This window comes from Wenjunlia vitaminophila DSM 41686 (assembly GCF_000380165.1).
GTDB lineage: Bacteria > Actinomycetota > Actinomycetes > Streptomycetales > Streptomycetaceae > Wenjunlia > Wenjunlia vitaminophila.
In genome coordinates, this window is the sequence record NZ_KB904701.1 from 1 (window position 1) to 25,411 (window position 25,411).

The following is a 25,411-nucleotide window of genomic DNA, read 5'->3' on the forward strand; positions in this document are numbered from 1 at the left end:
TGCGCGTTGGGCGCACAAGCACTCCGGTCAGGACTTCGCGGTGCCCACCGGCACCCCGGTCCACGCCGCCCACGCCGGTACCGTCGTGGAGGCCGGTTGGGGTGGGGCCTACGGCAACAACATCGTGATCAAGCACGACACCGGCCGCTACACCCAGTACGCCCACCTGTCCGCCTTCAAGGCCCAGGTCGGCCAGAAGGTCAACGTCGGCCAGCAGATCGCCCTGTCCGGTAACACCGGCAACTCCAGCGGTCCCCACCTGCACTTCGAGGTCCGCAACACCCCGATCTACGGCTCCGCCATCAACCCCGTCCCCTTCCTGCAGGCCAAGGGCATAAACCTCTGACCCGCCCCGGGACACCGCACACCGGTCGCAGCGCCGCCCCCACACCCGGGGGCGGCGCTGTGCGTGCCGCCAGGCACCCGTCGCCCGGCTCGGTCCCGCCCAGGACGGCCCCGCCGCGAACGGCCCCGCCCAGGACGGTCCCGCCGCGAACGGGCGGTCGCTTGCCGGCGGGCGGGGCTACGCGCCGGGCTGTCCCGCCGGCGCGGCTGCCTGGTCGCCGGAGGACCGGCGGGCCGACTCGGTGGCCCCGAGGAGTTCGTAGGCCACCTCCAGGGCCGCGGCCTGCCGCTCCTGCGGTGAGGTGTTGGTGTCCCGCAGCATCAACATCCCGCCGTGCAGGCTGAACAGCGCCATGCTGCACCGCACGCGGTCGGAGAGGGGGCCGCCGTCCTCGCAGAGGAGGTTGGTGAGCTGGACCATCCGTTCCCGGAAGGACTCCTTGATGCTGAGGTCGCGCAGCGCCGCGTGGTTCTCCTGGAGAACGCGGAACAGCGGGGCGCCCACGGCCACGGCATCTCCGTACCTGCGCAGGATCTCCCGCTTGGTCTCCAGGGTGCGGGGCTGGCTCATCCCCCACTCGACGAGCTCGGTGAGGGGTTGCCCCACGGTCTCGACGACGCTGATGAGGATGTCCTCCTTGCTCTTGAAGTGGTAGTAGAGCGCAGCCTTGGTCACCTCGAGCCGGTCAGCGATCTCGCGCAGTGATGTCTTCTCGTAGCCCTGTTCGCAGAACAGGTCGAGCGCCACTTCCTCGATACGGCTGCGGGTGTCCACCCCGCGTGACCGAGCCTGCGTTCCCATGATCTCCCGCCTTTGCAACAACCTTACTTGACGCCCGGCAAGTGACTCCCTTAGGGTCTCCATGGTAGAGCTTACCGGTCGGCAAGTAAGAAGGCCGGGGTTCCGGCCAGCGTTTCGGCCTGATGTCTACGGCAGTTGTCTGAGACAGGCGTCCCAGACGGCTGCCCGAGACGAGATGCGACACGTGTCTACGGCAGATGTCTCCGATCGAGCGCCGCGTTGTCCAGTACTGCTCTGGTCAAGTACCCCGGTGGCCAGTGCGCGGCACCGAAGGTCGCCGCGTGCTCCTGTGCCGCGGCACGGTCGCTGCGGCGCCGCCTCACGGCTGGGCGCCAGGGCCACGGCAGGGGGATCGCAGCAAGGCGCAAGAACCGTACCAAAGGGGGAAGGTCACTGATGGCGACCAAACGCTCACCCGGGGCCGGGTCCAAGGGCGAGGGGGACGCGGCGGGAGCGAGGGGCCCGGCCCCGGGTGCCGCCGGTCCGGGCTCCGATGAGCTCGGATCCGGGCGCTCAGGCACGGTGGGGCTGGGCGGCGGGGGGTCGGGCCCGGACCGCCAGGACGGGGGGCCGCCCCAGCGGAGCATCCGGGTGGTGCTCGGTGGCCTCATGATCGCCATACTCCTGGCGATGCTGGACAACATGATCATCGGTACCGCCATGCCGACGATCGTGGGCGAGCTCGGCGGATTCAACCACCTCTCCTGGGTGGTCACGGCGTACACCCTGGGTACCGCGGCATCCACCCCGCTGTGGGGCAAGCTCGGCGACCTCTACGGTCGCAAGGGCGTCTTCATGACCTCCATAGTGATCTTCCTGATCGGTTCCGGGCTCTCCGGTATGGCCCAGGACATGGGGCAGCTCATCGCCTTCCGCGCGGTGCAGGGCCTCGGTGCGGGCGGCCTGCTGGTCGGGGTGATGGCGATCATCGGTGACCTGGTGCCGCCCCGGGAGCGCGGCAGGTACCAGGGGATGATGGCGGCCGTGATGGCGGTAGCCATGATCGGCGGGCCCCTGGTGGGTGGCAGCATCACCGATCACCTCGGCTGGCGCTGGAGCTTCTACGTCAACCTGCCGATCGGCATCGTCGCGCTGTTCGCCGTGTGGGCCACCCTGCACCTACCGAAGAAGCACATCAAGGCCAAGATCGACTACCCGGGTGCGGCGCTGCTGACGGTGGGCATCACCTCCCTGGTGCTGATCACCACCTGGGGCGGCACGGAGTACGACTGGGTCTCCGCCCAGATCGTCGGCCTGGCCGTGCTGGCCGCGGGCAGCCTCTGTGCCTTCTTCCTGGTGGAGCGCTCCGCCCCGGAGCCGGTGCTGCCGTTGCGCGTGTTCCGCAGCCGCAACTTCTCCCTGATCACCTCGATCGGGTTCATCACCGGGTTCGTGATGTTCGGCGCGGTCACCTTCCTCCCGCTGTACCAGCAGACGGTGCAGGGAGCCTCCGCCACCAACAGCGGCATGCTGCTACTGCCGATGCTCGTCTCCATGCTGGTGATATCGCTGGTCGTGGGCCGGGTCACCACCGAGACCGGGAAGTACAAGATCTTTCCGATCCTGGGCAGCGCCCTGCTGGTGGTGGGATCGCTGTTGCTCTCCCTGATGGACACCGGGACGTCCCGGGTCACCTCCGGCGTGTACATGGCCGTACTCGGTGCCGGCCTCGGGTTCCTGATGCAGATCACCATGCTGGTGGCACAGAACAGCGTGGAGATGAAGGACATGGGCGTCGCCAGCTCCACGGCCACGCTGCTGCGCACCATCGGCAGCTCGTTCGGGGTCTCGGTGTTCGGCGTGCTCTTCGCCAACCGTGTCGAGGCGACGATGACCGACCGCCTGGGCAGTAAGGCCGAGCAGTATGTCGGCGGAGGCCAGATCGATCCCAGCCGGCTCGAGGAGCTTCCGGCCACGGTGCGGGACGCCTACCTGCACGGGGTGTCCAGCGGGACGCACAGCGTGTTCCTGTGGGGTGCGCTGATATCCGTGATCGCCTTCGTGGTGGCCTTCGCGGTCCAGGAGGTGCCGCTGCGCGGCGGCGGCCCCAAGGACGCGCCGTCGTCACCCAAGGCGCCCGCCCCGGTGGAGACGGTGGGGGCCTGACCCCGGGCCCACGGGGTCAGGCCGGTCCCGGCGAGCCGGGACCGGGGGTCCCGTCGTCGGTCTCGGCCTGGGCCGGAAGCCAGACGATGGCCTCCGCGCCGCCCCCCTGGGCGTTGCGGAAGCTGAGCCGCGCCCCGAGGACCCGGGCCTGCCCGGCGGCGATGGTCAGGCCCAGGCCGTGACCGCGGGCCCGGTCCGTGGTCCCGGTGCGGAACCTGCTGGGCCCGTCGGACAGGAGCGTCTGGGGGAAACCAGGCCCGTGGTCGCGTATCCGCAGCACGGCCCCCTGCACCGTCACCTCGATCGGCGGGGAGCCGTGTCGCCTGGCGTTCGACAGCAGGTTGCCCAGGATCCGTTCCAGGCGCCGCGGATCGGTCCGCACCCGGGCCTCCCTGGTGACCTCGACGGCGGCTTCCGGGTCCAGGCGCTCCACCCGGCGGCGGACGAACTCGCCGAGCGCGACCTCCTGTTCGTCGGCCCGCTCCGCCGCGCCGTCCAACCGGGCCACCTCCAGGACGTCCTCGATCAGGGTGCGGAGCAACTGGGCACGGTTGCGCACCAGCTCGGTGGGGCGGCCTGGCGGCAGCAGCTCGGCCGCGGTGACCAGGCCGGTCACGGGAGTGCGCAGTTCATGGGCGATGTCCGCGGTGACCCTGCGCTCGGCCTCGAGCCGCTTGCGCAGTGCGTCGGCGAGGGCGTCCACGGCCCGTGCCAGCTCGTCGGTCTCGTCGCGGGCGGGACGCCCGATCGCCTCCTGGACCCGGACCTCGGTGGCGCCTCCGGCGAGCTCCCGGGCGGCGACCGCGGCCTTGCGCAGCCGCCGGGAGAGTTGGCCGCCGATGAGGATGCCCAGCGCGGTGCCGCTGAGCACCACCAGCACCGACCCGACCCGCAGCACCTGGTCCATGCGGCGCAGCGCCCGGTCCCGGTCGGCGAACCGCCCGTTCAGCGACATCACCTGGTCGCCCACCTGGCTCGCCGCCCACACCAGCGGAGGGCCGTCGCCGCGCTCCTCGACGTACGTCGCCCGTTTGCCCTTCACGACGGCGCGGCGCAGCGGCTCGGGGAGCGTGGGGTCGTCCAGCCTGGCGTCGAAGACGAGTTGCCCCCCGGAGTCGTAGGCGCGCAGGGCGAACTCCAGCCGTTCGTCCTGGGCGTCGCGGGAGCTGTCCAGCATGCTGGCCCTGGCCGCGTTGTGCACCAGCAGGCTCAGGGCCAGCGCCACCAGTGCGGAGACCAGCGCGATCGCCGCGCTGAGCTTCCAGCGCAGCCCGATGGGGCGTGCGGCCACCGCTCAGACCCTGAGCTTGTAACCGAAGCCGCGCACGGTCTCGATCCGGTCGGCGCCGATCTTGCCGCGGAGCCGCTGCACATGGACGTCCACCACCCGGGTGTCACCACCCCAGCCGTACTCCCACACCTTCTCCAGCAGGTGGTCACGGCTGAGCACGCTGCCCGGCGCGGACGCGAAACGGAGCAGCAGCCGCATCTCGGTCGGGGTGAGCGCCACCGGCTGACCGTCCCTGCGCACCTCGAGGCCGTCCGGATCGACCTCCAGGTCGCCGAAGCGCAGCGGTCCCTGGGACTGCGCCGCCGGCTCGGCCCCGGCGTGTCCGAAGCGGCGCAGCACCGCCCGGATCCGGGCGACCAGCACCGCCCCGTCGAACGGCTTGGTGACGTAGTCGTCGGCCCCGGCCTCCAGCCCGAGCACCACGTCGATGGACTCCGCGCGGGCGGAGAGCATGATGACCGGCACGGTGCTCTCGTCCCGGATGCGGCGGCACAGGCTGACCCCGTCGAGCCCGGGCACCATCACGTCCAGCAGGGCGATGTCCGGATGGCCGGCACGGAACGACTCCAGCCCGGCGAGTCCGTCGGCGACCGCGGTGACCTTGAAGCCGGTGCGTTCCAGCGCGAGCTGCGTCGCCTCGCGGATGACGTCGTCGTCCTCCACGAAGAGCACGTGGTTCTCCGGCATGCTGCTACTTCCCGTGGTTCCGCTTCTCCAGGGAGGTCAGCACGAATGCCGAGCCGTCCCACCGGTACATGGTCACCGTCTCGCCCGACGGGCCGTACACCGGGTCGTCCTCGGCGTAGTCCTGGCGGATGACCTGGAGGCCGTTCCCGGCCGCCTTGGCCCACACCGAGGTGTCCTCGGCGCGGAAGACGTTCACATAGTCACCTCGTACCGAACGGTACACATACGACGCGATGCCGATGCCGTCGCCGCAGGTGGTGACGTTGATCACCAGATCCGTCGGGCTGCTGTCGGTGAGCGCGGCGAGGTGCACGTCCACCGGGTACCCGCCGCTGCGACCGTCACAGGCCAGTATCTCCCGACCGCCGGTGTTCATCCGATCGGCGCGGAGCAAGGCCACCGCCTTCTCGGCGGGCACGCCCGGGACGGGACTCGGAGCCTCCTCAGGGGGGGCGGCCTCGACGGCCGCGGACGGCGGTGCCTCGGGCGGGGACGGCTCTGCTGCTTCGCCGGCGGCCCGGACCCGGCTCACCTTCGGCGCCGCCCCCTCGATCCGCACCGGGTTCCCCTCGGGGCTGCCGACCCAGGTGACCATGCCGAGCGTGCCGGCGAGGATCACCCCCAGCACGCTGAGCCTGAACCACAACCAGCCGGTCAAGCCGCCTCCCGCTGGTGGAACGGGACGGAGTCCGGCCCCGGTGCACGGCCACCGCCCGCGGCGATGAGCGGAACGGGTGCGGACGTGGCGGGTCGGTGGGTGTGGCGGCCGGTCGGCACGCCCCGGCCGGGTCGTGCGGCGTCGCCCCGCCGGGCTCGGACGGTGCCCGTGGTGCCCTGGCTGAGTTCCTGGCGGCGGAGGTCCTCCCGCAGGCGCAGCAACGCCCGGTGCAGCGTGCTCTTCACGGTGCCCGTGGAGATGCCGAGGGCCTGCGCCGTCTCCGCGGTGTCCAGGCCCTCGTAGTAGCGGAGCACCACCACACCGCGCTGCTGCGGGGAAAGGCCGCCCAGTGCCCGCATCAGCATCGAACGGTCGGCGCGCTGCTCGGCACCGTCGCCCACCAGGGTCTCGGGCAGTTGCTCGGTGGGGAACTCGTCGAGTTTGCGGGAACGCCACCAGCTCGTGCGGGTGTTCACCAGGACGCGCCGCACGTAGGCGTCGGCGTGCCGCTTGTCGGTGATGCCGTCCCAGAGGGGGAAGGTGCGCAGCAGTGCGGTCTGGAGCAGGTCCTGGGCGTCGGCGGGGTTGGCGGTGAGCCCCCGGGCGACGTTCAGCAGCGCGTCACCCCGCTCGCGCACGTACTCACCGAAGTCCTCGAAACCGTGCGCGGCGACGTTGTCCATGCGGTCCCCCTTCAGCGGCGTGCCCCCGGCCCGGTGAGTGGTGCGGTGGCCGGGGCGGCTGAGGGAGACGCTACGGACCTGCTGTCCCACCCTGGTGACCGTGACCGCACGGACCGCCTGCGGTAAACACACAGTTGTGTAACAACGCCGCTGTAACGGTGTCCCGGCCGGCCCGTTCAGCCGGGCGGGCCCTGCGGGAGCCGGTAGACGCCGGCCGCCAGCGGTTCCACCAGGCCGTCCGCGACCAGCCCGTCCAGTGCCCGGGCACGCTGTACCGGGTCGTCCCAGACCGCGTCCAGGGCCGACTGCGCCACCGGTCCTGTGGCCTCGCGCAACACCGCCAGCAGCCTGCCGCGCACCTGGCGGTCGGTCCCGGCGTAGGTCTGTCCGCGCCGTGGCGGACCGTCATGGGCGGGGCTTCCGGCGAGCCGCCAGGCGCAGCGGCGAGCGATCGGACACCGGTCGCAGCGTGGGGCGCGGGCCGTGCACACCAGCGCCCCCAACTCCATCACCGCGACCGCCCAACGCGCCGCGGTGGCCTCGTCCCCCGGCAGCAACCGCTGGGCGAGACGGCGCTCCGCGGCGGTGGTGGCGTTGGGCGGGTACTGCACCCCGCTGACGGCGCGGGCGAGGACCCGGCGGACGTTGGTGTCGAGCACCGCGTGGCGTTGCCGGAAGGCGAACGAGGCCACGGCCGCCGCGGTGTACTCGCCGACCCCCGGCAGCGCCAGCAACTCGGCGTGGTCGCTGGGAACGTCGCCGCCGTGCCGCTCGACGACGGCCGTGGCAGCCGCGTGCAGCCGCAGCGCGCGGCGGGGGTAGCCGAGCCGGCCCCAGGCGCGGACGGCCTCACCGGGCGGCTCCGCGGCGAGTGCCGCGGGCACCGGCCACCGGGCCAACCACTCGGCGTAGACCGGGAGCACCCGGGTGACCGGGGTCTGCTGCAACATGAACTCGCTGACCAGGACGGCCCAGGGCGACGCGTCCTGGCGCCGCCACGGCAGGTCCCTGGCGTGGGCCAGGTACCAGCCGAGCACCGGTTCGTGGAGCGGGTCCGCTGTGTCTGCGGTGGGGCCCCCGGCGGTGCCGGCGCCGGTCCCAGCGTCGGCCGCCGGAACGTCGATCGCCGGAACGCCAGTCGCGGGAACGCCAGTCGCGGGAAGGTCGGTCGGCGGAACGCCAGTCGCGGGAAGGTCGGTCGGGGAGCGCACAGTCATGACGGGCCGATCCTGGCACGGGTGCCGGCGGTGCCGGTAATCCTCCGCCCGGGAACGGCATGATGATCTCGAAAATCGGGAAAGACGTGCGGTCTGTCGGCGGGTGGTGCGCTGTAGCGCTGGTGATCTCTCGTAGAGTTTGCGCGTGGACTCCATGCGCCACCCGGTCGGACCACTGCCCCCGTCGATTTACTGGCGCCGCAGGGCAGTTGTGCTCTGCCTGCTCGCCCTTGCCATCGCGTTGATCGTGTGGGCCGTCGTTTCCGGCACTTCGGGTAACTCGGACAACAAGAAGAGCCAAGCCGTTGGGACCGACGGGCGGCGGCCCGCGGAGTCCATCACCCCTGATCCTGGTCCCTCCGACTCCAACGCCATCACCGAGCGCCCCGGCGGCCGCCCCAGTGACGACAGCAGCTCGGACAGCGGTGGCGAGGACGCCGGTGGCGAGGACAACGGGGCGGAGAACGCCGGCGCGGACCCGGGGAACGACACCGGTGGCACCGTCGGTGGGTCGGGCGAGGACGTGGGCAGCGACTCCACCAGCGGCACCGACCCGGGCACCAGCGGCGGGGACGGCACCGCCGCCCTGCCGGACTGCGCCGTCAACAACGTCAGTCTGAGTTTGCGCAGCGCGGAGAACTCCTACGAGGCCACGGAGCGCCCGACGTTCACCCTGACCATCAGCAACTCCCTGGACTCCTCCTGCAAGGTCGATCTGGGTCAGGCCGCCGCGGTGCTCACCGTCATCGACGGCAAGGACCGGGAGGTGTGGGCGTCGGACGACTGCCCGACCAGCCTCGCCGCCGACCTGGTGCGGGTGCCGGGCAGTGGCAAGGCCACCCGCACCTACACCTGGGACCGTGAGCGCAGTGCTCCGCAGTGCGCCACCCCCTCAGGGTCCTTGACGGCCGAGGACGGCTCCTACGAGGCCGAGGTCAGCGTCCCGGGCCTGGGTCGGGCCACCACGCCGTTCCTGCTGCGGAGCTGACGGCCCGCTCGTCACCGGCGGCGGGCCCGCCGCAGATCACGAGCGGGGACGTGCCCCCGCCGGGGGCGGGGGCCGCCTGGTCAGACGTACCGTTCCAGGATGGAGGACTCGGCCAGGCGGGACAGCCCCTCGCGCACCGAGCGCGCCCTGGCCTCGCCCACGCCGTCAACCGTCTGCAGGTCACTGACGCTGGCGGCCAACAGTTTCTGCAGGCCGCCGAAGTGCTCCACCAGCCGCTCGATCACGGCGTTGGGCAGCCGCGGGACCTTGGCCAGCAGCCGGAACCCGCGTGGGCTGACCGCGGCGTCCAGGGCCTCGGGCGAGCCGGGGTACCCCAGTGCCCGGGCGACCACGAGCAGCTCGAGGAGTTCGGACTGGGCCAGCCCGTCCAGGTCGGCCAGCACCTCCTGGACCCCGCGCCCCCGCTTGATCGAGCGCTCGGGAACGTAGTCGCGGGCGACCAGTTCGCGCTCCGGCTCCACTCCGGCGATCAGCTCGTCGAGCTGGAGGGAGAGCAACCGCCCGTCCGTGCCCAGCTCGACCACGTACTCGGCGATCTCCGCGGCGATCCTGCGCACCATCTCCAGGCGCTGCGCGACCGCGGTGACGTCCCGGACCGTGACCAGGTCCTCGATCTCCAGCGCGGACAGGGTGCCGGCGACCTCGTCGAGCCGCATCTTGTACCGCTCCAGGGTGGCCAACGCCTGGTTGGCGCGGGACAGGATCGCCGCGGAGTCCTCGAGCACCCGGCGCTGCCCGCCCACGTAGAGCGCGATCAGCCGCATCGACTGGCTCACCGAGACCACGGGGAGCCCGGTCTGCCGGCTCACCCGCTCCGCCGTCCGGTGCCGGGTGCCGGTCTCCCGGGTGGGGATGGTGTGGTCGGGGACGAGCTGCACCCCCGCTCGGACGATCTTGGTGATGTCCTTGTCCAGCACCACCGCGCCGTCCAGCTTGCACAGCTCGCGCAGCCGCGTCGCGGAGAACTCCACATCCAGCACGAACCCGCCGGAGCAGATCGACTCCACGACCCGGTCCATCCCCAGGACGATGAGCCCGCCGGTGTTCCCCCGCAACACGCGCTCGAGGCCGTCACGCAGTTCGGTACCCGGCGCCACAGCGCTCAGCGAGGCGCGCACCAGGGCTTCAGCGCCGGGGCTCCGGTCGGCCCGGTCGTTGGCTGCCACTGCACTCCTCCGGTCACGTCGTGTCCGCGGTGGCCGGAACTCGGCCCCGCAGCGGCCCCGGGCAGACAGTGCCGTCCCCCCGGACGACCGTGTCCCGGCGACGGGCCGTGGCCGGGCCGCCGGGCCCGCAGACCCTGGGCGAAGCACCGACGGGCGCGCGGGACCAGGGCGAAGTTTACCGTTGCGAGCCCTCCGCACGCCGGGGCCTCTTCGGCAAGGCGTTGAGCGCCTCTCCTATGTCGGCGACCTCGGTGACGTCCATCCCCCGGGGAATCCTGCCGGGGTCCGGGGGGACCAGCGCCCGGGTGAACCCCAGCCGGGCGGCCTCCGCGAGCCTGCGCTGCACCCCGGTGACCCGGCGGACCTCGCCCGCGAGCCCCACCTCGCCGATGGCGACCAGGTTCTCCGGGAGCGGGGCGTCCACCGCGGCGCTGGCCACCGCGAGGGCCATCGCGAGATCGGCCGAGGGCTCGGTGAGCCGTACCCCGCCGACGGTCGCGGTGTAGATGTCCCGCTTGCCGATGTTGACCTTGCCCCGCTCCTCGAGCACCGCCAGCACCATGGAGACCCGGGGCGACTCGAGCCCCGCGGTGGTGCGCCGGGGCGCGGGGATCTGGGAGTCCACGGTCAGCGCCTGCACCTCGGCGACCAGGGGGCGGCGGCCCTCGAGGGTCACCGTCAGGCAGGTCCCGGGCACCGGGGTCGCCCGCCGGGTGAGGAACAGCCCGCTGGGGTCGGCGAGCCCGGTGATGCCCTCGTCGTGCAGTTCGAAGCAGCCCACCTCGTCCGTGGCCCCGTAGCGGTTCTTCACGCCGCGGATCAGCCGCAGCCTGGCGTGCCGGTCCCCCTCGAAGTGCAGCACCACGTCCACCAGGTGCTCCAGCAGCCTGGGACCGGCGATGGAACCGTCCTTGGTGACGTGGCCCACCAGCAGCGTGGCCATGCCGCGCTCCTTGGAGGCGCGGATGAGGGCGCTGGCCACCTCCCGCACCTGCGCCGTGCCGCCGGGCGCGCCGTCGATCTCGGGGGAGGCCACGGTCTGCACCGAGTCCAGGACCAGCAGCGCGGGCTTGACGTCGTCCAGGTGACCGAGGACCGCGGACAGGTCCGTTTCCGCCGCGAGGTAGAGGTGGTCGGCCAGGGCACCGATCCGGTCCGCCCGCAGCCGGACCTGTCCGGCGGACTCCTCGCCGGTGACGTACAGCGTGGGGCCCTGCGCCGTGGCCGCCTTCGCCGCGACGTCCAGCAGCAGGGTGGACTTGCCCACCCCCGGCTCCCCGGCGAGCAGCACCACCGCACCGGGCACAAGGCCGCCACCGAGCACCCGGTCGAGCTCGGGCACACCGGTGGTCCTGGCCTCCGCCGTGCGCCCGTCCACCTGGCCGATCGGCCTCGCCGGCGTGGTGACCCGCCCCGGAGCCGTGGTGCGCACCGGCGCCGCGCCGTACTCCTCGACGGTGCCCCACGCCTGGCACTCGGGACACCGGCCGAGCCACTTGGCCGTCGTCCAGCCGCACTCGGTGCAGCGGTACGACGGGCGGTCCTTGGCGGAGGAACGGGCGGTGCGGGCAGCCATGCGCTCACCGTAGCGCCCCGCACCGACGGCCCGGTCGCCGCAGCGGCGGACCCCGCGGCCGTGCGGTGACCGAGCGCAGTGACTGAATGCAGTGACCGAACGCAGTGACCGAACGTTGGCGCCGAACCGGAGCGGACCGGAACCCTTCTTACGTGCGCGTTTTCGAAGGTGAACGGTCAATCACCGAGCACCGTTGCGGTGCTTCACGCGCAAGGGTGAGGCGCCTCACCCGCCGTGCTGAGATCAATCACCCAATGGAATTAATGCCTTCGCCTCCGAGTGAAAGCAATCGCACGGTGCGCCTACCGTCGCCGGGATGATGAGCAGGTCCGACTCCAACTCCCCCGAGGGCCCCCGACGGCCGGACCACCGTCGGCGCCGCGCGGCGCCGCGGACCCGTGCCCACGAGGCGCCGCAACCAGAACGTGGCTCCACCCAGGCGGCCGGTGCCACCAGGCACCGCGCGGTCACACCGCCGCCCGGGCAGCCCTGGATGCCCTACGAGCCGTATGTGGACGGGCTGTTCACCTACTGCCTCTCGGTGCTGTGCGACCACGACGCCGCCGTCGCCGCCCTCGGTGAGGCCCTGGCCCTCGCGGACCGCGACCGCGCCCGGCTGCGGGACCGCGAGTTGCTGCGCCCCTGGCTGTACTCGCTGGCCCGGTACGCCTGCCTGCGGCGGCTGGCCCTCCCACCGGCCGGGCCCGCGTACTGGGGTGCCGCCGCCGTGCCGCCACCCCCGTTCGCCGGAGCCGCGGACGCGGGGGCGCGGGACGGCGGCACGCTCGCCGAGCGGCGGCGCGCCGAGCTGGCCGCGCTGGCCTGGCCGGAGGCCGCCGGCACCACCCCGGACCAGCGGGAGGCGCTGGAGCTCGCGGTGCGGCACGGGCTGAGCCCCCGGGAGGTGGCCGCGGTCCTCGGCCTCGACCCCGGCCAGACCCGGACCCTGCTCTCCCGCGCGGCGGCCGAGGTGGAGCGGACCAGGGTCGCGGTCGCGGTGGTCCGGGAGGGCGACTGCCCCGCCCTCGCCGGGTTGCCCGCCAATCCGGCGGTGCTGCTCGGCTCGTCGCTGCGCGAGGAACTGGTCCGGCACGTGGCGGAGTGCGGTCGGTGTCGGGGCACCGCGCAGCGCCAGGCCGCCGCGGGGCCGGGTGAGGCGACCTCCGACGTGCTGGCGCTGGTGCCGACGCCACGTGCCTCGGTACTGACCGCGATGGCCGTCGCGGGGGACCGCGGAGCGGCATCCCGGATCGCGCGGGGCGGGGCCGCCCCGGCGGGAAGGACACGCAGCGGGTGGTCGGACGGCGTCAGCAACCGCGGTGCCGGCCCCCGGCAGCCGTCCGGGCGGGCGGTGGAGCCCCGCTTCGACCGGAGGGGCTTCCCGGTCGGGGTGCGGGAGCCGGGGCTGCTCGGCGTCCTGCTGCGGCACCGGGTGCTGACCACCGCGCTGGTGGCCGCGGTGATCGCCGCCCCGGCGCTGCTGCTGTGGGCCGAGCGGGGGGAGGAGGAGGCGGCGACCTCGGGGCAGGGCCGACCGGCCACGGCATCCGGCGAGGGCCTGCCCGCGGACGAGGGGACGCCGCGGTCGGACGGTGGCCCCACCGGGGTGGCGCGGGACGGACGGCCGGCCGGCGACCGGTCCACCACCGCCTCCCCGAGCCGTCCCCCCGCCTCCTCCTCGGCCTTCCCCGAGGAGGAGCCCCGCTCCTCGGCCGGGCCCTCGACCGCCGGTCCCTGGCCGAGTGGGTCCGCCTCCGAACCCGCCCCTTCGAGCCCTCCGGAGCCCGGCCGGCTCACCGTGTCCGCCCAGACCCAGGGCGAGGACACGGTGGTGGCGCTGAGCGTCTCGGGGGAGACCGAGGTGAGGTGGCAGGCCACGACCGACGCCGACTGGTTGGCGCTGAGCCAGGGCTCGGGGACGCTGCGGCCGGGCGAGCAGACCACGGTCACCATCTGGGTGATCGGGGACCGGCAACCGAGCGGCCCGTGGAGCGCCCAGGTGCTGTTCCAGCCGTCGGGCACCGCCGTGGCCGTCCAGGGAACGGGCCCGACCGGGTCCCCGTCGCCCAGCGACCCGCCCTCCGCGTCCGGTGAGCGCTTCGCCGTCGCGCCCAGCGCCACCACGGAGCCGCCCTAGGTGTGCTGTCCCGGGGCGTTGGTGACACGCGTGCCGAGGGACCCCCGGGGGGCTCGTGGGCCGCTCAGCCCTCCGGGTCCGCCGGGTGCGCCGCCACCAGCGGGAGCTGGCTGGCCAGCCGCTGGTCGCACACCTCGGCGAGCTGCCGGTAGCCGGCCTCGCCCATCAGCTCGGTCAGCTCGGCCCGGTACGACAGGTACAGCGGCTCGCCGGCGCCGTGCGCCGACCTGGCGGAGGTGCACCACCAGTGCAGGTCGTGCCCCCCCGGCCCCCACCCCCTGCGGTCGTACTCGCCGATGGAGACCACCAGCACGCGGGTGTCGTCGGGCCGGTCCACCCACTCGTAGGTGCGGCGGACGGGGAGCTGCCAGCACACGTCGGGCTTGGTCCGCAGCGGCTCGACACCCTCGCGCAGCGCCAGCGTGTGCAGGGCGCAGCCGGCCCCGCCGGGGAAGCCGGGCCGGTTCAGGAAGACGCAGGCGCCGTCCACCAGGCGGGTCTGCCGTTCCCCGTCCTCGTTGGCCTGCACGATCCCCGGCCCGTCCTGGACGCCGTGGTGCTGCCAGATCTCGGGGGTCAGCCGGGAGGCGTGCTTGAGCACGCGTTCCTCGTCCTCCTCGTCGGAGAAGTGCGCCCCGAGGGTGCAGCAGCCGTCGGAGGCCCGCCCCGCCGCGATGCCCTGGCAGCCACGACCGAAGACGCAGGACCAGCGGGACGTCAGCCAGGTGAGGTCGCAGCGGAACACCTGCTCGTCGTCCGCGGGGTCGGGGAACTCCACCCAGGCGCGGGGGAAGTCCAGGTCTGCCTCGTCCCGGGCGGGGTGGGATGGGCTCGTCCCCGGTTGTTCTCGCTGTGCCACGTGGTCAGGGTAAGGGGGAAGGGCATGGTTGCGGCATCGTTGCCGGGTCCGCGCGTCCGGGCCCGGGGCGCTAGCGTGCAGGGCATGCGTCTCGGAGTCCTCGATGTGGGATCGAACACGGTCCACCTGCTGGTGGTGGACGCGCACGCGGGTGCGCGTCCGCTGCCGGCCTACTCCCACAAGACCGAACTGCGGCTGGCCGAGCTGTTGACCAGCGAGGGAGCGATCGACGAGGACGGCGTCACCAGGCTGGTGGAGACGGTCGCCGAGGCGTTGCGGGTCGCTGAGGACAAGGGGGTCGAGGAGGTGCTGCCGTTCGCCACCTCGGCGGTGCGTGACGCGACCAACGGCGACGAGGTGATCGCCCGGGTGAAGGGGGAGACCGGGGTGGCGCTGAGCGCGTTGTCCGGCCGCGACGAGGCCCGGCTCACCTTCCTCGCGGCCCGCCGGTGGTGCGGCTGGTCGGCCGGGCGGCTGCTGGTCCTGGACATCGGCGGGGGCTCCCTCGAGGTGGCCTGCGGCATCGACGAGGACCCGGACGCCGCTGTCTCGCTGCCGCTGGGCGCGGGCCGGCTCACCCAGGCGCACCTGCGCGGTGACCCGCCGCCCCCGGAGGACGTCCGTGAGGTCCGCAAGGACGTGCGGGCCCGAATAGCCCGGACGGTGGCGGAGTTCAGCCGGTTGGGCGCGCCGGACCGGGCGGTCGCCACCTCCAAGACGTTCCGCCAGCTCGCCAGGATCACCGGTGCGCCCCGTTCGGCGGACCGGCCCCACGTCCCCCGGGCCCTGGGCAAGCGGGCGCTGGAGGAGTGGGTGCCGAGGCTGGCCGGGATGACGGCGAAGGAACGGGCCGGCCTGCCCGGTGTCTCGGAGGGCCGTGCGCACCAGTTGCTGGCGGGGGCGCTGGTCGCCGACGCCGCGATGGACCTGTTCGGGGTGGACGAGCTGGAGATCTGCCCCTGGGCGCTGCGGGAGGGCGTCATCCTGCGCCGTCTGGACCTGCTCACCACCAACGGGGCCTGACCGGCGGGGCCCCGTCCGGCCGTGCCGTGACCGCGCGCACGCCGCTGGTCTGCGGGTTCCGTGTTCGTCCTGGCGGGACGCCGTCTCCCGTGGTGCCGCCCACCCGCCGTACGCTGGTGTGCGTGGCGGAAGCAGCGGAGCAGTCGGCGGACCGTGGGGTCCGGGACGTGGTGCGGGTACCGGACGCCAAGGTCGCCCTCTCCACCGCGGCCGTCTACCCGGAGTCCACGGCGAGGGCGTTCGAGATCGCCAGTCGGCTGGGCTACGACGGCGTCGAGGTGATGGTGTGGACCGATCCGGTCAGCCAGGACATCGAGGCGCTGCGACGGCTGTCCGACTACCACGAGCTGCCCGTCGTCGCGGTGCACGCGCCGTGTCTGCTGATCACCCAGCGGGTGTGGTCCACGGACCCGTGGGCCAAGCTGGTCAAGGCCAGGGCCGCGGCGGAGCGCCTCGGTGCCTCCACCGTGGTGGTGCACCCCCCGTTCCGCTGGCAGCGGGCGTACGCCAGGGACTTCGTCCAGGGCATCTGGCGGATGGCGGGGGAGACGGACGTCAGGTTCGCCGTGGAGAACATGTTCCCCTGGCGGTACCGGGACCGGGAGGTGCTCGCCTACGCCCCCGACTGGGACCCCACCAACGAGGACTTCCGGCACTTCACTGTGGACCTGTCGCACACCGCGACCTCCCGCTCCGACGCGCTGCGGATGGTGGACCGGATGGGCGACCGGCTGGCCCACGTGCACCTGGCCGACGGCAACGGTTCGGCGAAGGACGAGCACCTGATCCCGGGTCGGGGCACCCAGCCGTGTGCCGAGCTCCTCGAGCGGCTGGCCAGCAACGGTTTCACCGGGCACGTGGTGATCGAGGTCAACACCCGCAGGGCGCTGTCCGCGGCGGAACGCGAGGCCGATCTGGCCGAGGCCCTGGCGTACACCCGGCTGCACCTGGCGTCCGCGACCACGCCCCGCACCGGTTAGCGGTCCGGGCCCGGGTCCGAATCCTGGACAACTGGTCCGTATGTCGGCCTGGGGCGTAGGCTCGGGAGAACGGTGGTTCCCGGTGCGGTTGCAGGTAGGGAGTGGAGCGACAGTGCCCAGCTTGAGGTCTCGTACGGTCACCCACGGCAGGAACATGGCGGGGGCACGGGCCCTGCTCCGTGCGGCCGGCGTCGCCCGTGAGGACTTCGGCAAGCCCATCGTGGCGGTCGCCAACAGCTTCACCGAGTTCGTCCCCGGGCACACCCACCTCGCCCCGGTGGGCCGGATCGTCTCCGACGCGGTCAAGGCCGCCGGCGGGGTTCCCCGCGAGTTCAACACGATCGCGGTGGACGACGGCATCGCCATGGGGCACGGCGGGATGCTCTACTCGCTCCCGTCCCGGGACCTGATCGCGGACTCCGTCGAGTACATGGTGCAGGCGCACTGTGCGGACGCCCTGGTCTGCATCTCCAACTGCGACAAGATCACTCCGGGCATGTTGATGGCGGCCCTCCGGCTCGACATCCCCACCGTCTTCGTCTCGGGCGGACCGATGGAGTCCGGCCGCACCGTCCTGGTGGACGGCACGGTCCGGCCGCGGCTCGACCTGATCAGCGCCATGTCCGAGGCGGTCTCGGACCGGGTCTCGGACGAGGACCTGGAGCGCATCGAGGAGGCGGCCTGCCCGACCTGCGGCTCCTGTTCCGGCATGTTCACCGCCAACTCGATGAACTGCCTGGTCGAGGCGTTGGGCCTGGGGCTCCCCGGCAACGGCTCGGTGCTCGCCACGCACACCGCGCGCCGGGCGCTGTACGAGGACGCCGGCCGCACGGTGATGGAGATCACCCGCCGGTACTACGAGCAGGACGACAGCTCCGTGCTGCCCAGGACCGTGGCTTCCAGGGCGGCCTTCGAGAACGCCATGGCGCTCGACGTGGCCATGGGCGGCTCCACCAACACCGTGCTGCACCTGCTCGCTGCCGCCCGGGAGGCCGGGCTCGACTTCACCATGGCGGACATCGACGCCATCTCCCGTCGGGTGCCCTGCATCTGCAAGGTCGCGCCCAACAGCAGCTACTACATGGAGGACGTGCACCGGGCCGGCGGCATCCCGGCGATCCTCGGCGAGCTGCACCGGGCCGGGCTGCTGCACGAGGACGTGCACGCGGTGCACGCGCCCTCGCTCGCCGACTGGCTGAAGACCTGGGACGTCCGGGGCGGCTCGGCGTCCCCCGAGGCGGCCGAGCTGTTCCACGCCGCTCCCGGCTGTGTCCGTTCGGTCACCGCGTTCTCGCAGTCCGAGCGGTGGGACTCCCTGGACACCGACGCGGTCGGCGGCTGCGTCCGGGACGTCCCGCACGCCTACACCGCGGACGGCGGCCTGGCGGTGCTCTACGGGAACCTCGCCGAGGACGGCTGTGTGGTGAAGACCGCCGGGGTGGACGAGTCGATCTGGACGTTCGAGGGCCCCGCCGTGGTCGTGGAGTCCCAGGAGGACGCGGTCGAGGCGATCCTGAACAAGCGGGTGAAGGAGGGCGACGTGGTCGTCGTCCGTTACGAGGGCCCCAGGGGAGGCCCCGGGATGCAGGAGATGCTGTACCCGACGGCGTTCCTCAAGGGCCGGGGGCTCGGCGCCAAGTGCGCGCTGATCACCGACGGACGGTTCTCCGGCGGAACGTCCGGCCTGTCCATCGGACACGCGTCCCCGGAGGCCGCGTCCGGCGGCACCATCGCCCTGGTCCGGGACGGGGACCTGATCCGGATCGACATCCCCGGTCGCTCCCTCGAGTTGCGGGTCCCCGCGCAGGAGCTGGAGGAGCGGCGGGCCGAACTGCTCGAACGCCTCGGCGGCTACCGTCCCGCTGACCGGAGGCGCCCGGTGTCCGCGGCGCTGCGCGCGTACGCGGCCCTGGCCACCTCGGCCGACCAGGGAGCCGTCCGCGACCTGGACCGGCTCGGCGGCCACTGAGCGGCCGGGTTCGCGCGCGGGCGGCGGAGCGGCCCTGCGGGCGGGCGCCGGCTCAGGCCGCCCCGCCCAGCGGGGAGTGCCTCGGCCAACTGAACGAGCCCGGGCGGCGCCGCTCCACCTGGAGGGCCAGGAACGACAACCGGCACATGCGCTCCTTCACCCAGGCCGCGGTACGGCCGGTGAGCACCCAGTTCAACGGGCAGTCGTCGGCCCGCACCGGTTGGATGACGCCGTCCCGCCGGCCCAGGCTGACGCACTGCACCAGGTACCGGAAGCGGAACGGCTTGGGCTCCTGGCCGCTGGTCAGGGCGTTGATGGTGTCGGCGGCGTGCGCGGCGACCGGCATCGCCGTCATGCAGGCCATCCGGATCACTCCCGCCCTGGGCACGGCCAGCGCCGCGGCGTCCCCGACCACCCACACGTCGGGGTGGGACACCGAACGCAGCATCTGGTCCACCATCGCCCGGCCGTCCCGGTACACCGCGAGGCCGCTCCGCGCGGCCACGTTCGGCACGGTGAACGACGCCGCCCACGCCACCGCGTCCGCCGGAACCAGACCCCGTCCGGTGTGCACCCCGTGCTCGTCCACGGCGAGGGCCCGGTGCTCGCGGAGCACCTCGACGCCCAGCCGGTCCAGCGCGCGCAGCACGTGGGCCCGGCCCCGCTCGGAGAGCCCAGGCACCGGCTCCCCCGAGGTGACCAGGCGGACCCGCCACCCCGGGTACGCCTCGGCGAGCGCCGCGGCCAACTCGGTGCCGGTGAGGCCGCCGCCCACCACCGCCAGCGTCCCGTGCTCCTGCCCGGCGAGCCGGGCCCGCAGCTCCCGGGCGCGCTCCACGGTGTACGCGTGCTCGGCCACCCCGGGGGCCGTGGTGTCGGTGTGGCTCCCCAGGGCGTAGACCAGCTTGTCGTAGAAGTACTCCCCGCCGTCCCTGGTGTGGATCACCTTGTCCTGCAGGTCGATCCCCACCACGTGCCCGGTCACCGGCTCGGGGCCCGGCGCCGAACCCCTGGAGGCCAGTTCGGTGATCGGGATGCGGGTACGGGTCCGCCCGGCCGCCAGCTCGTGCAGTCGTACCCGCTCGGTGAAGTGCGTGGCGGCGTCGATCACGGTGACGCGGTGCCGGGGGGCGAGCCGCAACGCGGCCATCATTCCCGCGTAACCGGCCCCGAGTACGACGATGTGCTGGTCCATGGGATCGCCTCCTACGAACGGGGGTACGCAAGACAGACGATGCGGCGGCCCGACTTGTGACCGCGTGGCCCCCGTCACAGGTCGAGATGGCGGAGTTTCTCCGGATTCAGTACCGCATCGACCTCGGTGATCAGACCGTCGGCGACCGTGAACGCGTACACGCCGGTCTTCTCCCCGCGGGGGTCCACCACGACCAGGCCGGGGGTCCCGTTGACGTCCAGGACACGGAAGTCCAGCTCCCGGGGGTCCCCCCGGCGCATCACGCCGAACACCAGCCGGGCCACCTTCTCCGCGCCCTCCACCGGCCTCGGGCCGGCCGCGATCAGCCCCCCGCCGTCGGCGCGCCAGACCACCTCCGGGTCCAGCACCTCCATCAGGTCCTCCAGGTTCCCGTGGAGGGTGGCCGCGACGAAGGCGTCCAGGGCGCGCCGGTGCTCCGCCCGGTCCACCGAGCGCTTGGGGGCCTGCTCCTGCACCCGGCGGCGGGCCCGGGACGCGAGTTGCCGCACCGCGTCCGGGGTCCTGCCCACCACCTCGGCGATCTCCGGGAACGGCACCGCGAACACGTCGTGCAGCACGAACGCGGTGCGCTCCGCCGGGGTGAGCCGTTCCAACACGGTGAGCAGTGCCAGGCCGACCGACTCGTCGAGGGTGACCCGGTCCTCGGGGGAGGGCCCCGAACCGTGGCCCGAGAGCAGCGGCTCGGGCAGCCACTGCCCGACGTAGGTCTCCCGACGGGCGCGGGCAGAACCCAGCAGGTCGTAGCAGATGCGGCTGACCACGGTGGTGAGGAAGCCGCGGGCGTCGGCCACCTCGCCGCGATCGACCCGCTGCCAGCGCAGCCACGCCTCCTGCACCGCGTCGTCCGCGTCGCTGGCCGTGCCCATGATCCGGTACGCGATGCCCCACAGGTGCCCGCGGCAACCGTCGAAGTCCTCAAGCTCCGCCACAACGTCCCCCTCGGGTCGGGTTTTCCAGGGAGACGACGCAGCCGTTCCGGGTGTGACACCGGCCCAGGAAGGGTGGCGGCTGGCGGTGCGTCAACGGGGCCGCCGGCGCCGTTCCGCAGCCCGGTCGGCACCTGCCGCACCCTTGGCGTCCTCGCGCCCGGTGCGTTCGTACGCACGGCGGTGGAGCGCCTCGCCGGGGGCCTCCACCACGTTCCGGGCGAAGTAGGCGAGCAGGGCTCCCACGGCGCCGAGGAACATCACCGCGGCCATCGACTGCTGGTCCCCGACGGCCTCCTCCTCACCCTCGGTCAGCAGGGTCCAGGTGCGCCTGGCGGCGAGGAGGGAGCAGACGACCAGCGCCCCGAGCAGCAGCACGGTGGCGAACGAGCCGGCCTGGGAGGCCTGTACACCCCGCAGCACCAGCAGCCACACCAGGGACACCCCGCCCGCGGCGAGCAACGCCCCGACGCCCACCCCGACCCGGCGCAGGGCGTAGCCGCCGTCGTGGCGGACCCAACTGGTGCCGAAGAACCGGATCGCCTCCGGCTCCGGGGGCCTCCGTCCCGCCCCGGCGCCCACCCCGGGTCCGGCCCCGGCCCCCGGTTCGGGACCGGGAGCCGGCTGGCCGTCGTGTTGCTCGGACATGGCGCGATTATCGTCCTGTGGTGGCCCGGGTCGGCTCAGGCGGGCCGGTCCGCGCGGGTCAGCACTTGGGCGCGACGTACCCGTCGCTCCCGGTGTACACGTAGCTGTCCGGCACGTAGCGGCCGTTGCCGATCTTGTCCCAGATGGTCGAGGTGCCGTAGGGCCCCGACTTCGACTGCCCCTGGGTCTGGCAGATGATGGTGATCCCGGAGTGCTTCGGCAGGTCACCGACCTTCGTGTAGCTGGTCGAGGGGCCGGCGTGCACCGGCGTCACCGTCGTGCTCGAGGTGTAGTACACGGTGGACGACGCCAGCAGCGCGGTGTCCCCCTGCGCCTGGGCCGTTTCGGGCTGCTCCGCTCCGTCACCGTTCGGCGTCGTCTCCACCTCGCGGACGTCGTCAGTGGTCACTGGCTCCCCCGTTCATCTCTTATGACTTATTCCAGTCGGGCGAGAGTAGCAAGCGACTGCCGTTCAACCAGGGACCTTTTCCCCGTGTCTCCCGACCCGCCCGCGCTGTGTCTCCCGACCCGCCCGCCCTGTGTCTCCCGACCCGCCCGCCCTGTGTCTCCCCACCCGCCCGCGCGGTGCGCCGGAGCCGTCCTCGGCTGCCCACAGGTGCTCCCCTTAGGCTGTGCTGCCAGGACTCGGGCAGGGCACAGCGGGGGTAGGGATCATGCACCTGGGTGACCAGGACACGGTGTTCCTCGAGAACTACGTGTTCGACTCCCGGCTCGGGGCCGGGGGAATGGGCGTGGTCTACCTGGCGCACTCGCCGTCCGGCCGGGAGGTCGCGGTCAAGGTCGTGCACAAGCAGCTCGCCGCCGACCCGGAGTTCCGCGCGCGGTTCCACCAGGAGGTGGCCGCCGCCCGCAGGGTCAGCGGGGCGTTCACGGCGCCGGTGGTGGACGCCGACGCGGACGCCGAACGGCTCTGGATGGCCACCCTGTACGTCGCCGGGCCGACGCTGGCCGAGAAGGTGCGCGAGGAGGGACCGCTCCCCGTCGAGCAGGTGTGGCAGCTCGCCGCGGGCATGGCGGAGGCCCTGCGGGACATCCACCGGGCCGGTGTGGTCCACCGCGACCTGAAGCCCAGCAACGTGCTGCTCGCCGCGGACGGTCCCAAGGTCATCGACTTCGGGATCTCCCGGCCGCACGACAGCTCGCTGCGGACGGAGACCGGGAAGGTGATCGGCACCCCGCCGTTCATGGCGCCGGAACAGTTCCGCACCCCCCGCGACGTGGGACCGGCCGCGGACGTGTTCGCCCTGGGCTGCCTGCTGGTGCACGCCGTGCTGGGGCGTGGCCCGTTCGACGCGGACAGTCCCTACCTGGTCGCCTACCAGGTGGTCCACGACGAGCCCGACCTCGACGAGGTGCCGGACGAGCTGCGCCCGCTGGTCCGGGCCTGTCTGTCCAAGGACCCGGCGGACCGGCCCACCCCGGGGGAGCTGATGAGCCGGGTGGCCGTGGCCATGGGGAACGCCCGTCCCGCCGGGCGCGATCCGGAGGGCGGACGCCGGCAGGACCCGGGGGCGGAACGGGGGCGGGGCCGGGGAGCGGTCCGGGCGCCGGACCCCGAACCACCGGCCGAACCGGAGCCGGAGGACACGCCGGCCCCGGACGGGGACCAACGGGTGAACGGTGACCGCCGGCACCGCGGGCGGCGCCCGGTGCTGCTCGCCGTGGTCGCCGCGGTGCTGTTGGCGGGCGGAGGGTTCTTCGGCGCGCAGGCCCTGGACTCCTCCGGTCGGGCGCCGGCGCCCGCGGGGGAGGGGCAGCCGCACCAGGAGGGCGGCACCGAGGCCCGGTCCTGGGAGACCCGGGTGGCGTCCGCCGGGAGTGAACCTCCCCGGGAGGTGCACGCGCCCCGCTGTTCGCTGGCCGGCACGGCGCTGTACTGCGCCGACCGCGGGGTCGCGGCGGCGCGGATATCCACCGAGGACGGTGCGGTGGAGTGGAGCGTCGCGGCCGAGCGCACGGACCTGAGCCAGGGTTGGGTCCACGTGCCACGGTCGGCCGGTGGCCTGGTGCACACGATCCAGCAGGGCGGCGGCACGTTGGCCGCGCTGGAACCGCGCAGCGGCTCGGTGCGGTGGCGGGTTGACGTCTCGGAACAGCAGAACTGCTGCGTCGCCATTGGTGACACGGTGCTCAGCGCCGGCGGGGACGGCACGGTGACGGCCCTGGACGCCGGCTCCGGGCGGGAACGCTGGCGCACGAGCTTCCCCGAGCACCCCGCACCGGCGATGACGTCGTTCGGCGGCACCGCCTACCTCTTCGACACCGCGGACGACGGCGCCACGACGGTGGTGAGCGCCGTGCGGCCGGAGAGCGGTGCGGTCCCTTGGAAGCAACGTTTCTCCGGGGTGTTGACGCCGATCGGTGCCCACGGTGACGTGCTGTTCCTCCTCGAGTACGACCCCGAGGTGGCGACCCGGGCGATTGCCGTGGTGCGGCATGACGCCAGGAGCGGGACCACCCGCGCCGCGCTGCCCTACTCGATCGACGGGGCCTCGGCGGCGGTCGCGGGGGACATGGTGTACGTGCTGGCCAACAACGGCACCCTGCTCGCGGTGGACACCGGGGAGGGGCGCGCCGGCCCCGTGGTGAAGTGGGAGCTCCCGACGTCGGTGAGCAACCCCTCCCCGCCGGTGGTCGCGGGCCACCGGCTGTTCCTGTCCGCCTCCGACGGGCGTCTGCTCGCGGTGGACCTGCGCCGTGGCCAACTGACCGGCCAGACCGCGCAGCGCCTCGACCCGACGCTGCACGGCATGCTGGCGGACCAGCCCCCGCCCCTCGTCGCCGGAGGACGGGTGTTCGGCTTCACCCCCAGGGGAACGGTCTTCTCGGTTCCGGTGGACAGCCTGGACGGCTGACCGGTGCGGCCGGTGGTCGCGCGGGAGGGAACCAACCGGCCTCAGGCGCCCTCGACGCCGATGTGGGTGCGGCGGTGGCGCGGGTCGTCGATCTCGTCGAGCAGGGCGATCGCCAGGTCGGAGTAGGAGATGCGGCTGTCGGCGTCGGCCGGGGCGACGGTGTAGCGGCCGGTGCGCGTGCCCTGGTGGTCGAAGTCGCCGGCCGGGCTGACGACGAGCCAGTCCACGGGCGTGGTCGCGTTCCGCAGCACCGCCGTTCCGGCCCCGTGCCCGAGGGAGAAGGCGCGGTACTCCCGCGGGTAGCCGGGCGTGTCCATCAGCGGTGTCCCGGAGGCGGTGGGCAGGACCGACGCGAGGCCGACGACGACCAGGCGGCCCACACCGGCCCGCTGGAGCCCCTCGAGCAGGGCGCGGGCGGCGGCGGGGAAGAAGGCGCCGGGGTCGGCGCCGAGGTCGGCCGCGGCGGCGATCGCCGCGTCGTGGCCGGTGGCCAGGTCCGCCACCCCGTCGGCGTCGGTGACGTCGCCTGCCAGGAGGGTGACCTCCGGGGCGCCGAGGTCGGCGTGTCGGGACGGGTCCCGGACCACCGCGCTGACCTGGTGGCCGCGGCGGCGGGCCTCGCCCACCGCGGCCCGCCCCGCCCGACCGCCCGCGCCGAAGATGATGACCTTGCTCATCGAGGACCTCGCATCCCAAGTCGTGAGACCGCCGTTCCGCGGTGCTGCCCGTGCACGGTAGCCAGGCCCCTGGTTACCTCCGGGATACCGCGTACCGTGACCTCGTGACCGCGCCACTGGACCCGGAGATGTTCGACCCGGTGTGCCCGTCCGACCTGTCCCCGATCCGCATCGGCGACAAGTGGGCGGGGATGATCATTCGTTGTCTCGAGGACGGCCCCAGGCGCTTCTCCGAGCTGAGGGTTCCGCTCCGCCGTGTCACGGCCAAGGTCCTCACCCAGTCGCTCCGTGCGCTGGAGCGGGACGGACTCGTGGTGCGCAGGGTGCGGACCGGAGGGGTGAGACACGTGGAGTACGAGCTGACACCGCTCGGGCGGAGCCTCCTCGGCCCGCTCGACGTGGCCTGCGCCTGGGCCGAGGCGCACTGGGAGCAACTGCTCGACGCCCGCGAGTCGGCCAGCCCTTAGGGCCTGTCTGATGAATCCCGCCTGGGTCGTGACGCCTGGCACGCACGCTCGCTGCGTTGTCGGGATCGTCCATGTACGCCCAGTACGAGGACG

General features: G+C 73.2%; 23 protein-coding genes. 9 read left to right on the forward strand and 14 right to left on the reverse strand.

All coding sequences use genetic code 11. From position 1 onward, the window contains the following. On the forward strand, positions 1-346 hold a 346-nt coding region (locus tag A3IG_RS0122065; RefSeq protein ID WP_018385764.1), incomplete at its 5' end, for a M23 family metallopeptidase. A 177-nt stretch (positions 347-523) separates the two neighbouring features. Here A3IG_RS0122065 and A3IG_RS0122070 read toward each other — a convergent pair. Continuing rightward, a complete protein-coding gene (locus A3IG_RS0122070; RefSeq protein WP_040912115.1) occupies positions 524-1,147 on the reverse strand; it encodes a TetR/AcrR family transcriptional regulator in 624 nt (207 codons plus the stop codon). 609 nt (positions 1,148-1,756) lie between these two features. Here A3IG_RS0122070 and A3IG_RS0122075 point away from each other — a divergent pair. Continuing rightward, positions 1,757-3,253 carry an MDR family MFS transporter gene (locus A3IG_RS0122075; RefSeq protein WP_104530828.1) on the forward strand — a complete coding sequence of 499 codons (1,497 nt, stop codon included), beginning with the start codon at positions 1,757-1,759 and terminating at the stop codon, positions 3,251-3,253. A 16-nt stretch (positions 3,254-3,269) separates the two neighbouring features. Here the strand turns inward: A3IG_RS0122075 and A3IG_RS0122080 are convergent, their stop codons facing one another. The 5 genes from A3IG_RS0122080 to A3IG_RS0122100 form a co-directional block, all read right to left on the reverse strand. Then, positions 3,270-4,544, reverse strand: coding sequence for a sensor histidine kinase (locus A3IG_RS0122080; protein ID WP_018385767.1), 1,275 nt, complete (start codon positions 4,542-4,544; stop codon positions 3,270-3,272). 3 nt (positions 4,545-4,547) lie between these two features. After that, positions 4,548-5,231, reverse strand: coding sequence for a two-component system response regulator CseB (gene cseB / locus A3IG_RS0122085; RefSeq protein ID WP_018385768.1), 684 nt, complete (start codon positions 5,229-5,231; stop codon positions 4,548-4,550). Between the two features lie 4 nt (positions 5,232-5,235). Then, on the reverse strand, positions 5,236-5,889 hold the full coding sequence (locus A3IG_RS30840) for a hypothetical protein (protein WP_018385769.1): 654 nt from the start codon (positions 5,887-5,889) through the stop codon (positions 5,236-5,238). Further along, positions 5,886-6,572, reverse strand: a complete 687-nt coding sequence (locus A3IG_RS0122095; protein WP_018385770.1) for a SigE family RNA polymerase sigma factor — start codon at positions 6,570-6,572, stop codon at positions 5,886-5,888. Before A3IG_RS0122095 ends, A3IG_RS30840 begins: the two co-directional genes overlap by 4 nt. A 176-nt stretch (positions 6,573-6,748) precedes the next feature. Next, on the reverse strand, positions 6,749-7,789 hold the full coding sequence (locus tag A3IG_RS0122100; protein ID WP_018385771.1) for an HhH-GPD family protein: 1,041 nt from the start codon (positions 7,787-7,789) through the stop codon (positions 6,749-6,751). A 145-nt stretch (positions 7,790-7,934) separates the two neighbouring features. On the opposite strand from A3IG_RS0122100, the gene A3IG_RS0122105 reads away from it, so the two are divergent. After that, a complete protein-coding gene (locus A3IG_RS0122105; protein WP_026220539.1) occupies positions 7,935-8,777 on the forward strand; it encodes a hypothetical protein in 843 nt (280 codons plus the stop codon). 80 nt (positions 8,778-8,857) lie between these two features. Here A3IG_RS0122105 and disA read toward each other — a convergent pair whose 3' ends face one another. Next, complete coding sequence (gene disA / locus A3IG_RS0122110) at positions 8,858-9,964, reverse strand: DNA integrity scanning diadenylate cyclase DisA (RefSeq protein WP_018385773.1); 1,107 nt, start codon at positions 9,962-9,964, stop codon at positions 8,858-8,860. 175 nt (positions 9,965-10,139) lie between these two features. Continuing rightward, the gene (gene radA, locus A3IG_RS0122115; RefSeq protein ID WP_018385774.1) at positions 10,140-11,540 is read right to left on the reverse strand and encodes a DNA repair protein RadA; all 1,401 of its coding nucleotides are present in this window, start codon (positions 11,538-11,540) and stop codon (positions 10,140-10,142) included. Positions 11,541-11,856: 316 nt separating this feature from the next. Between radA and A3IG_RS35410 the strand changes: the two genes are divergently transcribed. Beyond that, on the forward strand, positions 11,857-13,677 hold the full coding sequence (locus tag A3IG_RS35410; RefSeq protein WP_018385775.1) for a BACON domain-containing protein: 1,821 nt from the start codon (positions 11,857-11,859) through the stop codon (positions 13,675-13,677). 64 nt (positions 13,678-13,741) lie between these two features. Here the strand turns inward: A3IG_RS35410 and A3IG_RS0122125 are convergent, their stop codons facing one another. Further along, the gene (locus A3IG_RS0122125) at positions 13,742-14,536 is read right to left on the reverse strand and encodes a hypothetical protein (protein ID WP_051087596.1); all 795 of its coding nucleotides are present in this window, start codon (positions 14,534-14,536) and stop codon (positions 13,742-13,744) included. 84 nt (positions 14,537-14,620) lie between these two features. On the opposite strand from A3IG_RS0122125, the gene A3IG_RS0122130 reads away from it, so the two are divergent. The 3 genes from A3IG_RS0122130 (at position 14,621) to ilvD (ending at position 18,508) form a co-directional block, all read left to right on the forward strand. After that, a complete protein-coding gene (locus tag A3IG_RS0122130; RefSeq protein WP_026220540.1) occupies positions 14,621-15,559 on the forward strand; it encodes a Ppx/GppA phosphatase family protein in 939 nt (312 codons plus the stop codon). Positions 15,560-15,726: 167 nt separating this feature from the next. After that, complete coding sequence (locus tag A3IG_RS0122135; RefSeq protein WP_026220541.1) at positions 15,727-16,539, forward strand: sugar phosphate isomerase/epimerase family protein; 813 nt, start codon at positions 15,727-15,729, stop codon at positions 16,537-16,539. Between the two features lie 112 nt (positions 16,540-16,651). After that, entirely contained in the window at positions 16,652-18,508 is a 1,857-nt protein-coding gene (ilvD, locus tag A3IG_RS0122140; RefSeq protein WP_026220542.1) for a dihydroxy-acid dehydratase, read from the forward strand. Between the two features lie 52 nt (positions 18,509-18,560). Here ilvD and A3IG_RS30850 read toward each other — a convergent pair whose 3' ends face one another. From A3IG_RS30850 to A3IG_RS0122160, 4 genes are all read right to left on the reverse strand, one after another. After that, entirely contained in the window at positions 18,561-19,703 is a 1,143-nt protein-coding gene (locus A3IG_RS30850; RefSeq protein WP_018385780.1) for an NAD(P)/FAD-dependent oxidoreductase, read from the reverse strand. A gap of 74 nt (positions 19,704-19,777) precedes the next feature. Further along, complete coding sequence (gene sigJ, locus A3IG_RS0122150; RefSeq protein WP_018385781.1) at positions 19,778-20,653, reverse strand: RNA polymerase sigma factor SigJ; 876 nt, start codon at positions 20,651-20,653, stop codon at positions 19,778-19,780. Positions 20,654-20,743: 90 nt separating this feature from the next. Beyond that, positions 20,744-21,298, reverse strand: coding sequence for a hypothetical protein (locus A3IG_RS0122155; RefSeq protein WP_018385782.1), 555 nt, complete (start codon positions 21,296-21,298; stop codon positions 20,744-20,746). 58 nt (positions 21,299-21,356) lie between these two features. Further along, the gene (locus A3IG_RS0122160) at positions 21,357-21,707 is read right to left on the reverse strand and encodes a hypothetical protein (protein WP_018385783.1); all 351 of its coding nucleotides are present in this window, start codon (positions 21,705-21,707) and stop codon (positions 21,357-21,359) included. Between the two features lie 265 nt (positions 21,708-21,972). Between A3IG_RS0122160 and A3IG_RS0122165 the strand changes: the two genes are divergently transcribed. Further along, the gene (locus A3IG_RS0122165; RefSeq protein WP_018385784.1) at positions 21,973-24,174 is read left to right on the forward strand and encodes a serine/threonine-protein kinase; all 2,202 of its coding nucleotides are present in this window, start codon (positions 21,973-21,975) and stop codon (positions 24,172-24,174) included. Positions 24,175-24,215: 41 nt separating this feature from the next. Here A3IG_RS0122165 and A3IG_RS0122170 read toward each other — a convergent pair whose 3' ends face one another. Beyond that, complete coding sequence (locus tag A3IG_RS0122170) at positions 24,216-24,851, reverse strand: NAD(P)-dependent oxidoreductase (protein WP_018385785.1); 636 nt, start codon at positions 24,849-24,851, stop codon at positions 24,216-24,218. A 104-nt stretch (positions 24,852-24,955) separates the two neighbouring features. Here A3IG_RS0122170 and A3IG_RS0122175 point away from each other — a divergent pair, with 104 nt between their 5' ends. Further along, positions 24,956-25,318 carry a winged helix-turn-helix transcriptional regulator gene (locus A3IG_RS0122175; protein WP_104530829.1) on the forward strand — a complete coding sequence of 121 codons (363 nt, stop codon included), beginning with the start codon at positions 24,956-24,958 and terminating at the stop codon, positions 25,316-25,318. Positions 25,319-25,411 lie beyond the last annotated feature (93 nt).